The 10,769-nt window shown below is 41.4% G+C and carries 12 protein-coding genes; 1 reads left to right on the top strand and 11 read right to left on the bottom strand.

Annotated elements, in window-relative coordinates; genetic code table 11:
- Positions 1-546, bottom strand: a 546-nt coding sequence (locus SCRDD08_RS04040) for a GNAT family N-acetyltransferase (protein WP_081104253.1), incomplete at its 3' end; no start/stop codon positions are given.
- Positions 547-721: 175 nt separating this feature from the next.
- Between SCRDD08_RS04040 and ald the strand changes: the two genes are divergently transcribed.
- The gene (gene ald / locus SCRDD08_RS04035) at positions 722-1,834 is read left to right on the top strand and encodes an alanine dehydrogenase (RefSeq protein WP_061422543.1); all 1,113 of its coding nucleotides are present in this window, start codon (positions 722-724) and stop codon (positions 1,832-1,834) included.
- Positions 1,835-2,022: 188 nt separating this feature from the next.
- On the opposite strand, the gene SCRDD08_RS04030 is transcribed toward ald, so the two are convergent.
- The 10 genes from SCRDD08_RS04030 to prsA all read right to left on the bottom strand — a co-directional run bounded on the left by SCRDD08_RS04030 (position 2,023) and on the right by prsA (position 10,756).
- On the bottom strand, positions 2,023-2,583 hold the full coding sequence (locus SCRDD08_RS04030; protein WP_061422542.1) for a DUF3267 domain-containing protein: 561 nt from the start codon (positions 2,581-2,583) through the stop codon (positions 2,023-2,025).
- Between the two features lie 13 nt (positions 2,584-2,596).
- Entirely contained in the window at positions 2,597-3,289 is a 693-nt protein-coding gene (locus SCRDD08_RS04025) for an ABC transporter permease (protein WP_061422541.1), read from the bottom strand.
- Positions 3,282-4,115: an ABC transporter ATP-binding protein gene (locus SCRDD08_RS04020; RefSeq protein WP_061422540.1), complete on the bottom strand. Its 834-nt coding sequence runs from the start codon at positions 4,113-4,115 to the stop codon at positions 3,282-3,284. Before SCRDD08_RS04020 ends, SCRDD08_RS04025 begins: the two co-directional genes overlap by 8 nt.
- Positions 4,116-4,324: 209 nt before the next feature.
- On the bottom strand, positions 4,325-5,065 hold the full coding sequence (locus SCRDD08_RS04015; RefSeq protein WP_061422539.1) for a DUF3169 family protein: 741 nt from the start codon (positions 5,063-5,065) through the stop codon (positions 4,325-4,327).
- Positions 5,066-5,080: 15 nt separating this feature from the next.
- Positions 5,081-5,434, bottom strand: coding sequence for a PspC domain-containing protein (locus tag SCRDD08_RS04010; protein WP_061422538.1), 354 nt, complete (start codon positions 5,432-5,434; stop codon positions 5,081-5,083).
- Positions 5,435-5,600: 166 nt separating this feature from the next.
- The gene (locus SCRDD08_RS04005; protein WP_005590740.1) at positions 5,601-5,807 is read right to left on the bottom strand and encodes a helix-turn-helix transcriptional regulator; all 207 of its coding nucleotides are present in this window, start codon (positions 5,805-5,807) and stop codon (positions 5,601-5,603) included.
- Between the two features lie 11 nt (positions 5,808-5,818).
- Complete coding sequence (locus tag SCRDD08_RS11835; protein ID WP_231089324.1) at positions 5,819-6,013, bottom strand: aspartyl-tRNA synthetase; 195 nt, start codon at positions 6,011-6,013, stop codon at positions 5,819-5,821.
- Positions 6,014-6,310: 297 nt separating this feature from the next.
- Entirely contained in the window at positions 6,311-8,929 is a 2,619-nt protein-coding gene (gene alaS / locus SCRDD08_RS03995) for an alanine--tRNA ligase (protein WP_061422536.1), read from the bottom strand.
- A 33-nt stretch (positions 8,930-8,962) separates the two neighbouring features.
- Positions 8,963-9,541, bottom strand: coding sequence for an LURP-one-related/scramblase family protein (locus SCRDD08_RS03990; protein WP_196756168.1), 579 nt, complete (start codon positions 9,539-9,541; stop codon positions 8,963-8,965).
- 138 nt (positions 9,542-9,679) lie between these two features.
- A complete protein-coding gene (gene prsA, locus SCRDD08_RS03985) occupies positions 9,680-10,756 on the bottom strand; it encodes a peptidylprolyl isomerase PrsA (RefSeq protein WP_061422535.1) in 1,077 nt (358 codons plus the stop codon).
- Positions 10,757-10,769 lie beyond the last annotated feature (13 nt).

Here is a 10,769-nt window from a genome sequence, read left to right as displayed (position 1 = left end):
ATCTGGTCGATAGTAATGCATCCGCGTCACTATGCGCCCTTCCTCATGCTTGTCCAGGGCTGCATAAGGCTCTTCGTGCGAAAAAATCATGCCTGACTTTTGCATGACACGGCCGGAGGCAGGATTGTCAATATCATGTACGGCGACCAATTTGTTCATGCCGATTTCTTCAAAAGCCAGCTCAAGTACTGCCCGATTGGCCTCAGTCGTGTAGCCCTGATTCCAGTATTTTTTATGGATCACATAGCCGATAGCTGCCGTTTTCAAGTCCAAGCGGATTTTATGCAGATCAATCGTCCCGATAAAGTCGCCAGTCTCCTTCATCTCAATGCCCCAGCGACCCAAAGGATTCGCCAAGTAAAACAAGGCAATATTATTGCGGGTTTCCTCTAAAGTTTTGTTGGTCGCAAAGGTATAGCGAACATTCTCCTCATCAGAAGCATATTCAAACATGGCTGGAGCGTCATCCAAAGTCACTGGACGCAAGATCAATCGTTCCGTTTCCAATCTGGAATGCTGACTTAGCTTGACATAGATATTTTCCATCTCTTCCTCCTGATTTTTCTTATCAGAATAGCATAATTCCCTATCTAAAACAATCCTTTTTTTCTTGCTTTTTGCGCCAGTTTCCTTTAAAATGAAAACATCACAATAATTGACCTAGGTTCCTTTGTAGTCCTGTATTCGGAGATCCTAGCGTTAGAAAAAGGAGTAAAGCTCTATGTTAATCGGAATTCCAAGAGAAATTAAAAATAATGAAAATCGCGTTGCCCTGACGCCAGCTGGTGTGCACAGTCTTGTAGGAAAAGGCCATCAGGTGCTGATCGAGACAAATGCTGGACTTGGATCTGGCTTTGCAGATGCAGACTATGAAAAGCAAGGTGCAAAAATCGTTGCCACTGCTGCTGAAGCCTGGACAGCTGAGTTGGTTGTTAAGGTTAAAGAACCGCTGGAAACTGAATATCAGTATTTGCGTGACGACCTCCTACTCTTCACTTACCTGCACATGGCCGCTGCTCCCGAATTAGCCCAAGCTATGATAACTGCTAAAACTACCGGGGTAGCCTACGAGACTGTACGTGACGGACAAGGACAACTACCACTCTTAGTACCTATGAGTGAGGTTGCTGGTCGTATGGCGGTTCAAATCGGAGCTCATTTCCTAACCAAGCAGACAGGTGGCTCTGGCGTTCTCCTTGGTGGTGTACCAGGAGTGCCAAAAGGTAAAGTTACCATTATCGGAGGCGGTGTCGTAGGAACGCATGCAGCCCGTATTGCTCTGGGACTAGGCGCTCAAGTTACGATTCTCGATATTAGTGCCAAACGTCTATCTGTGCTAGAAGAAGTCTTTGGCAACCAAATTCAAACCCTCATGTCCAATCCATTTAACATCGAGGCAAGCGTCCGCGAAGCAGATGTCATGATTGGAGCTGTGCTCATTCCTGGTGCTAAGGCTCCAAAACTGGTAACTGACGATATGGTGAAGCAAATGCGCCCTGGTTCTGTTATTGTTGACGTGGCCGTTGACCAAGGTGGCGTTATCGAGACTGCCGACCGCGTGACCACCCATGATAAGCCAGTCTATGAGAAACACGGTGTTCTTCACTATGCGGTAGCCAATATCCCTGGTGCCGTGGCTCGCACTTCTACCATCGCCCTGACCAATGTCACCCTTCCTTATATCGAAGCGCTGGCTGGCAAAGGCTTCAAACAAGCTATTGCAGACGACGCTGGATTGCGTGAAGGTGTCACAACCTATCATGGCCACATCACTAGCCAACCTGTTTCAGAAGGCTTGAATCTCGATTATACTTCTATTGACGAACTTATCTAATCATTTTTCTCTTATATACAAAACCCGAAGGAACTTCTAGTCCTTCGGGTTTCATTTGTCTTAAATTTGAATTTAGTATCACGCTGCCATCCATTTAGGCAGGATCAACATTGCTCCAAATCATTAAATTATCAAGTATATTACTCTTTGATAGACATTTTACAAGAAGTATCTCACACAAGTGATTTCTAGCCCTGACTAGGCTCTTCTTTCTGGTAAAAATTCATCCCAGCCTCAGTATCCTCGACCAGAATATCATCAGTCTGGCCCAACAGCAGCAAAGCGATGTAAAAGTCACCAACACATCCCGCTGCATGAATACTAGCCAGAGGCATGTAGAGAGTTGAACTGAGCAAGCCCAGCATGGCCAATAAGGTCAGAAGCAGGCTAATCAAAACAAAGGGAGCCAAACCAATGACCAAGAAGTCCTTACGATTGTAAAAAGTTCCTGGACTAGTCGCATAGGCCATCCCATTTTTAAAACCAAACTTGACCTTGGCCTTCCCTCTACCAAAAAACTTGAAGAAGAAACCGTGAATGTACTCGTGGATGACGACAAGGATAAAGGTAAAAACTAAAAAATAGGCAAGATCTAGACCCGAAAAATCATATTGGTCTGCACGAAAAATTAGCTGGGTCAATTTCGCAAAAAGCATGGAGAAAGGAAAAATCAGTAAGAGCCCCGCTACATTTAGACCGATTACATATTTCTTTTCTTCCATAAAGTTGATTTTTTTAATAAGTTTCATAAAAGCTCCTCCATCATTTTCGACCTTTACTCAAGACATAAGTGCTTGCACTGATAAAAATAAGAAGCCAAATCACCAAATTAGAGAAATCTTCAATTTTGAATGAATAGTCTCCTGTTTCAAAGAAGTTGATAAATGGATTCATAAAAGTAAATCGCAGAATCTGTTGTATTGTTTTATCAAAACTAGCAAATAATGGTACGAAACTAATCAGCAACAGCGGAAATAAACTATAAACCTGAGCTTGTGATTGTGTCTTGGAAATACCACCAATAAAAAGATTGATTAAAAGGATAATAACAATAATTAAGAGATTGATCAAAAGATAGACGGGCCATTTGCCAGACAGGTCTACATGCAAATAATATGGGAAAAAAAGCAAGGCAAAGACTGTAAATAGGAAGGGATAAACCAACATGGATAGGAGGTATTCGCCAGAACGAACTCCGCTCAGCATCAAGGTCTTTAGATTGCGCTTCTCCTTGTCCTCTGCCATCATAATAGACACCATGTAGCCGCCACTCATGGAAAAGGTCATAGGCAGGATCATCTTCAATAGTCCTTGGCCTGCATTGCCATTCTTATTTAAAATCATATTGTACAAAAAGAGGAGGCCAAAGGGCAGCAAGACGGACATAAGCAATGAAGAATTTGTCAATAAAATCTGAGTACGCAGCCATGTGAGAGCTTTAATTTTTTTATACATCTAGTTTTTCTCCTGTTAATTGAATAAAAATTTCTTCTAATGTAGGTTCGCAAGAATGCACTGTAATAGCTAATTTTAGGTCTTTTGTAGCCAATTCTGAGAACGAAATTTGCTCGGTTTCTCCATTTTCATAGCTAATTTTAACTTTCTTGGCTGTGTTATATTTTTGAATAATAGCTTTCGGCTCGCCATATTCTACTAATACTCCCTTATTTAGCAAGGCCAGTCGATCACAAAGGGCGCTAGCTTCATGCATATCATGAGTCGTCAGAAAAATGGTTGTTCCCTTTTTCTTCAGCTCAAGCAAAAGCTCATGAATCACCTTGGAAGTACGAGGATCAAGCCCACTCGTTGGCTCATCCAAAAATAAGACCTCAGGATTATTTAAAAGAGCCCGAGCTAGAAACATCCGCTGCTTCATACCTGTCGAAAGCTTCTCTGCTACAATATTTTTGCTTTCTAACAAACCAACCTGCTCTAAAACTTCATCTATCCGTTCATTTTTTAAACCGTATAATTTCGCATATATCTGCAAGTTTTTATAGAGAGTCATCTTCTCATAAAAGCCACTTGTATCAGATACTAGGCCAATTTTCACCAAATCCTGAGCATTAATAGCATCTGAAGCTTTACCAAGGATTTTACTTTGACCATTATCGGCATCAAGCTGGCCTGTCAGGATATTAATTAATGTTGTTTTTCCTGATCCAGATGGTCCTAAAAATCCGAAAATTTCTCCTTGATTGATATGAAAATTAATCCGTTCTAAAGCTTTTTTCTCTCCAAAACTTTTAGAAATATTCTCTACTTGAATCACTTGTGACATAAGGCCTCTTCTCACTTTCTTACTTATAATAACGTTTAACGATTTTGTACTGGCTGACAGTAACATAAAGATAGATGACAGATACCGCAATCCAAGCCAAAATCGTATCCAGTTGGAATAGGAGATTTAGCAGTATCAGTCCAATATAGATACTAGGAAAGATAAAACTCACTAATTTCAGATGAACTCCTTTTTAGCCGACAAACAGCTTATTTGAAATATCTTTTAACTGCTTGATAGGAGTCCACATTGATATAGACAAAAATAATGGTTAAGACAATCATGCCAGATACGACCTGCATTGGTGTCCCAACTCCAAGAATAAAGAGCAAGATATAAAGACCTGGAATGAGGCGCTGATTGAGATTGAAGAGGGTTAAAAAGCTTTGTTCATAATGAGCCTGCAACTCCCCTTCATCATAAGACAGAGCATAGTCCTTCATCTCCTCAATGGTTGGCATAGCAGATAATTTATATTGACGAACCTTCTGAGTGGTTTTCAATACAAGAATTTGACCTAAAATCAAAGCAAAAAACAGTGCAATATCATAAAACGGAATGTGAATCGCCGTTTCTGACCTTAGTAGCGGACCTAGGTAGCTCACTCCTACAAAGAGGGTGAATAGAGTCAGAGCAGACGAGATATTATATAAAATCGTCGCATATTCTAGGGTTTTGAAAGTTTGACGATAGAGATCATAGCTTCTGTCATCATCTTCTTCTCTCTGGTAAGCTCCGTGAACTTTATGCGTCTGATAGAGCAAGAAAAAGGTTACGGGATAGAGAATGAATAAACTCGCTCGACCAATGTTCTTCAGCAGTTCAACATTTAAGAAAGTCGGCCAAGAAATATGCTCAAAATGAGCCATTATAAAACCAACTACCCCTCCTAATATAACAGCAGGAATTAAGATGCCGATATTTCTCAATATTCTTTTCTTTGTTGACATTGTTTTCTCCTATTCTTAAATAAGCGCAGTCAGCCAAGCCATGACTTGGCTAATAAAGTCAGAGGCAATTTCCAGTATTTCACGGCCAAATAAAGGTAAAATAATTAGCACTATCATCAGGAAAATAAAGTGATTTCTGACCTTTTTGCTCATTTTATTCCACAAATAATCCCTTTGCAACCATCCTGCCAGATAGGCATAGCCCAAGGCTACAAAAATCCCTAACTCAGTTGATGCTAGCACTACAACTGCGAAGATCAGACGAATATAAGCTACCTTTATCCCAAAATAATCCGCCAAACCTGCACAGACACCAGCAATTTTTGCTTGTTCTTCGTTAACTTTAAAGTTTTCCATAAATTCTTGCATTGTTTTTCTCCTTGTTTTACTTTCCGTCACTTGCGGAAAAGCACTAATATACTGACACAGCTAATTAGGATCAGATCAAGTAATCACTATGATATGAAAGCTTGCTAGACTTCATGACAAGATGGCTAGCATAAACTATCTACAGTAACTGATTTTTCCTAACGGCCTACTCTTCCTCCACTAGGCGAAAGACATTTTCGACACTTTCGTTGAAAATCTGAGCAATTTTGAGAGCAATGACCACGGAGGGCGTGTATTCATCCCGCTCCAGCAAGCTAATCGTTTGCCGCGACACGCCGGCTTTCTTAGCCAAGTCGGTTTGATTCAGCCCGTCTCTGGCCCTCAGCTCTTTAAGTCGATTTTTCAGCTTCATGACAACACCTCTCAGTCTTCTTTCAGTTCAACAGACTTGATATCGTCAATGCGCATGAGCTTGATTCTTGTTTGACCTTTTTTATTGGTCTTACTCAACTTAACCCAATCGTCATCAGCATCAACTACCTCCCAGCAATCTGTCCCGAAAACTTCACCGATGATGATCGGTTTTTTCCCAATCATTTCTTTAAAAAAACGTGACATTTCTCCACTCCTTTCTTTATTTCTCTCTAAACGTTTCAACTTCCTTTTTACATTTTTCAATTCACTGGATGACATCAGCCACAAACCAGAAAATATCGGAAGTAGACACCAAAACAGTATCTCCATTAGTTCCTCCTTTTATCTTTTCTTCTTAACTTAAATACATTGTAACAGATTCTTTTCTTTTTGATAAGTATATTTGTCAAAAAAATAAAGATTTTTGTCATAAAGACTTAGATCCTTTACAAAATAAGAAGTAAAAAAGACCAGGACCGAATCCTGATCTTAAAAAGCATACTATAATTTACCTGCTACTGCATCCAACAAGTCTTGGATTTTGGCTTGGTTGCTTCCTCCTGCCATAGCCATGTCTGGTTTACCACCACCACGTCCATCGACGATTGGTGCCAATTCTTTGACAAGGTTTCCTGCATGCACATCTTTAGTCTTGCTCGCTACAAGGACATTGACTTTGTCACCGATAGCTGCAACTAGGACAAGCACGTCAGAGTAGTCTTTTTGTTTCCAGTTATCCGCAAAGGTACGAAGGGCACCTGCATCTGATACAGAAACCTGGCTAGCGATGTAACGGTGACCGTTGACTTCCTTCACATTCTTGAAGACATCACCCGCTGCCGCCGCTGCGGCTTTTTCCTTCAATTCTGCATTTTCTTTTTGCAATTGACGGAGTTGCTCTTGAAGCCCTTCGACCTTATGAGGTACTTCCTTGAGTTGAGGTGCTTTCAAGGTTGCTGCCACTGCTTTAAGAGCGTCTTCTTGTTCGCGATAGGCTTCAAAGGCTTCCTTACCAGTTACTGCCAAGATACGGCGAGTTCCTGATCCGATACCTTCTTCTTTGACAATCTTGAAGAGACCGATTTCAGAAGTGTTGCCAACGTGGGTACCACCACAAAGCTCCACTGAGTAGTCACCGATGGTCACAACGCGGACTTCTTTACCGTATTTCTCACCAAAGAGGGCCATAGCTCCCATTTCTTTAGCCGTATCAATATCTGTCTCAACAGTTTCTACAGCAATTGCTTCCCAGATTTTTTCGTTGACTTGCTGTTCAATGGCGCGCAACTCTTCTGGAGTCACGGCTTGGAAGTGAGTGAAGTCAAAGCGAAGGAATTCAACTTCGTTCAGAGATCCTGCTTGTGTCGCATGGTGTCCAAGGATATTGTGAAGAGCCGCATGGAGCAAGTGAGTCGCAGTGTGGTTTTTCATAACACGGTGACGACGATTGGTATCAATTGCCAAGGTGTATTCTTGGTTCAAAGCAAGTGGTGCAAGAACTTCAACAGTATGAAGAGCTTGTCCATTTGGAGCTTTTTGAACGTCCGTTACATTTGCTACGACGTTTCCTGCTGCATCCAAGATTTGACCGTGGTCAGCTACCTGTCCACCCATTTCAGCGTAGAATGGAGTCTCTGCAAAGATGAGAGAGACAGTTCCTTCTGAAACAGCTTCTACTTCTGCATTGTCCGCTACGATAGCCACCAACTTAGAAGGCAATTGGCTGGCATTGTAGTTAAAGACACTTTCTACTGTGATATTTTGAAGGGTTTCATTTTGCATCCCCATTGAGCCACCCTTAACAGCTGATGCACGCGCACGTTCTTGCTGCTCTTTCATGGCTGCTTCAAAACCTTCACGGTCGACAGTCATACCTGCTTCTTCAGCGATTTCTTCTGTCAATTCAACTGGGAATCCGTATGTATCATAGAGTTTGAAGACATCTGAACCAGCGATAACCGTTTGTCCTTTTTCTTTCAAGTCTGCTACAATGGTTTCTGCAAAATGTTGACCTGAGTGAAGGGTACGAGCAAATGACTCTTCCTCGCTCTTGACGATTTTCTCGATAAAATCACGTTTTTCAAGTACTTCTGGGTAGTAGCTTTCCATGATTTTTCCAACAGTTGGAACGAGTTTGTAAAGGAAAGGCTCATTGATACCCAATTTTTGACCGTGCATAGAAGCACGACGGAGAAGACGACGAAGGACATAACCACGACCTTCGTTTCCTGGAAGGGCACCATCACCGATGGCAAATGAAAGAGAACGGATGTGGTCAGCGATAACCTTAAAGCTCATATTGTCGCCATCTTGGTCGTAGACCTTACCAGACAATTTCTCCACTTCACGAATGATTGGCATGAAGAGGTCTGTTTCAAAGTTTGTCTTAGCCCCTTGGATAACTGCCACCAAACGTTCCAAACCAGCGCCCGTATCAATGTTCTTGTGTGGCAATTCCTTGTACTCGCTACGAGGAACAGCAGGGTCTGCGTTAAATTGTGACAAAACGATGTTCCAGATTTCGATGTAACGGTCGTTTTCGATATCTTCTGCAAGCAGGCGAATACCGATATTTTCTGGGTCAAATGCCTCTCCACGGTCAAAGAAAATCTCTGTATCAGGTCCAGAAGGTCCCGCACCGATTTCCCAGAAGTTGTCCTCGATTGGAATCAAGTGACTTGGGTCCACTCCTACTTCAATCCAGCGGTTGTAAGAATCTTTATCATCTGGATAGTAGGTCATGTAGAGTTTTTCAGCTGGGAAGTCAAACCACTCAGGGCTTGTCAAGAGTTCATAAGCCCAAGTAATAGCTTCATCACGGAAGTAATCCCCGATAGAGAAGTTCCCCAGCATTTCAAACATAGTATGGTGACGCGCAGTCTTCCCTACGTTTTCAATGTCGTTTGTACGAATCGCTTTTTGCGCATTAGTAATACGTGGATTTTCAGGTTTGATAGTCCCGTCAAAGTATTTCTTAAGAGTTGCTACCCCAGAGTTAATCCACAAAAGAGTCGGGTCGTTAACTGGCACCAGACTTACTGATGGTTCTACAGAGTGGCCTTTGCTTGCCCAAAAGTCTAACCACATTTGGCGAATTTGAGCACTTGACATTTGTTTCATTTTATTTTTCTCCTTAAATCTTTTTAATGTTTTTTATGATGAACTTTCCAGCATCTCCACATAGTCAATGGCGACGCAGAGGGAAATGACTAGATCTGAGTAAGCCTCATCATAGACACTCACCTGATAAGTGGAGGTCAGATGGAAAAGTTCCTTGGTAATCTCTGCCACGACTTGATCGCGATCATCTAGTAATTTAAAATTTAAATCCCAGATATTGCCCTCAATCCTTAGGCCTAAATTGTCAAACTCATACTTATCACGGAAGAAAGTCAGTTTCTTGCGAATATAAAAGCTTGTCCCGTCACTGAGCTTGATTTCAAACCGAGGCAAAAATGTTAGAAAGATTTTGCTGATCTGGCTAACTGTCTGTCCTTGGGCATCATAGATGGTGAAACTCTTCGGAATCTGGAAAAATGATCCTTCTACTTGGTAATCTACATTACCTCGATCGTCCTTGATATCAAAGCGTTCGCCACCTAGGCGAAATTTTTGTTTGACAAGATAGGTCTTCATCGCTTTACCTCCAGAGTCAAGATAAAAGACAAGCTCTTTGTCTGAAGGGCGAAAAACCGCGGTACCACCTTCATTCAATGAACTTGTCATTCTCATTAGCTATTTAGTTTGAAACATGAGTAGCATGAATTTTCCTCTCACATGGCTCGCAGCACCGCCAATTCTCTGAGCTGAGATCTAGAAAATCAATTCTCAATAATTTTATTATACTGATTTCTTGGCTTTTCGTCAAGCTTATTCTGCTGCAGGAGCTGGGTTTTCTTCAGTATGAGCAGCTTCTGACTTGCTTTCTTCTGAGCTTGAAGCCCCAGTTTTTGCTTCTTCTGAGCTTGAAGATTGTGATTTCTTTTCTTCTGAACTAGAAGACTGAGACTTGCTTTCTTCTTTAGACGATGAGCTAGAAGTATCTCCTTCTACATATTGGGCAAAGACATTTTGGAAAGCTGGATCCTTCACTTTCAGATTCGCTTCCTTCAATTCTTTAGAAATAACAGAACGAATAAAGCTTGCATCGTTTTGTTTTTGAGTCAGGATTCCTTCTTTTAGTTGCTTCTTGTAATCTGTCCATTTTGCAGATTTTTGAGTTTTCTTCACCAATTTAACAATGTAGTAGCTTGCTGAATAGTTCTGCTTACCTCGTACAGTGATTACATCAGAAACGCCATTTTCTTCTAAGGCAAAAGTAGCTTTTTTAACAGCATCCGCAACTATTGTTGAGGTTGAATCAAATTTCACCTCGCCGCCCTTATCTTTGGTGTCCTTGTCGGTCGAGTTTTCCTTGGCCAACTGACCAAAGTCTGCTCCCTCAGCCTTGGCTTTTTCAAGCACTTCCTTAGCCTTTTCTTCACTATCTACCTTGATAATTTGAGCCGTCACTTCTGGGGTATACGTTTCAAAGAAAGCCTTGTAGTTGTCATCTGTCAGCTCTTTTTCAGCTGCTTTCTTAACAGCGTATTCGACCAATTTATTTGCACGGATCTGGTCTCTGTATGCATCTTCTGTCATTCCGCTTTGAGCAAGAACATTTTGGAAGGCAGAACCATAAGCGGATTTCATTTTTTCAAAGGCTTCTTCAACTTCTTTGTCCGTTACTTTTTTGCCATACTTTTCTTCAAAAACTTGCTTAATTGCCATTTGAAGCAAGACTTGTTGAGAGGATCCATTATTTTTTACTTGATCGTAAAATTCACTTACTGTGATTGTCTCACCTTTCATTGTCACAATATCTTTATCTTTTGCTGTTTGTGAGCATGCTGCTAAAGCCACTACAGAAAAGAGAGTTACTGCTCCTGTAAGGATTTTTTTCTTCATTATTTTATCTACT

Origin of the sequence: Streptococcus cristatus, from assembly GCF_001578775.1 — a bacterium.
Taxonomy (GTDB): domain Bacteria; phylum Bacillota; class Bacilli; order Lactobacillales; family Streptococcaceae; genus Streptococcus; species Streptococcus cristatus_A.
This window is presented reverse-complemented; position numbering and strand designations above follow the sequence as displayed.

Excerpts from the sequence above, each read along its gene's own strand:
- ald (WP_061422543.1), top strand. The coding sequence starts at position 722 with ATGTTAATCGGAATTCCAAGAGAAATTAAAAATAATGAAAATCGCGTT.
- SCRDD08_RS04030 (WP_061422542.1), bottom strand. The coding sequence starts at position 2,583 with ATGAAACTTATTAAAAAAATCAACTTTATGGAAGAAAAGAAATATGTA.
- SCRDD08_RS04025 (WP_061422541.1), bottom strand. The coding sequence starts at position 3,289 with ATGTATAAAAAAATTAAAGCTCTCACATGGCTGCGTACTCAGATTTTA.
- SCRDD08_RS04020 (WP_061422540.1), bottom strand. The coding sequence starts at position 4,115 with ATGTCACAAGTGATTCAAGTAGAGAATATTTCTAAAAGTTTTGGAGAG.
- SCRDD08_RS04015 (WP_061422539.1), bottom strand. The coding sequence starts at position 5,065 with ATGTCAACAAAGAAAAGAATATTGAGAAATATCGGCATCTTAATTCCT.
- SCRDD08_RS04010 (WP_061422538.1), bottom strand. The coding sequence starts at position 5,434 with ATGCAAGAATTTATGGAAAACTTTAAAGTTAACGAAGAACAAGCAAAA.
- SCRDD08_RS04005 (WP_005590740.1), bottom strand. The coding sequence starts at position 5,807 with ATGAAGCTGAAAAATCGACTTAAAGAGCTGAGGGCCAGAGACGGGCTG.
- SCRDD08_RS11835 (WP_231089324.1), bottom strand. The coding sequence starts at position 6,013 with ATGTCACGTTTTTTTAAAGAAATGATTGGGAAAAAACCGATCATCATC.
- alaS (WP_061422536.1), bottom strand. The coding sequence starts at position 8,929 with ATGAAACAAATGTCAAGTGCTCAAATTCGCCAAATGTGGTTAGACTTT.
- SCRDD08_RS03990 (WP_196756168.1), bottom strand. The coding sequence starts at position 9,541 with ATGAGAATGACAAGTTCATTGAATGAAGGTGGTACCGCGGTTTTTCGC.
- prsA (WP_061422535.1), bottom strand. The coding sequence starts at position 10,756 with ATGAAGAAAAAAATCCTTACAGGAGCAGTAACTCTCTTTTCTGTAGTG.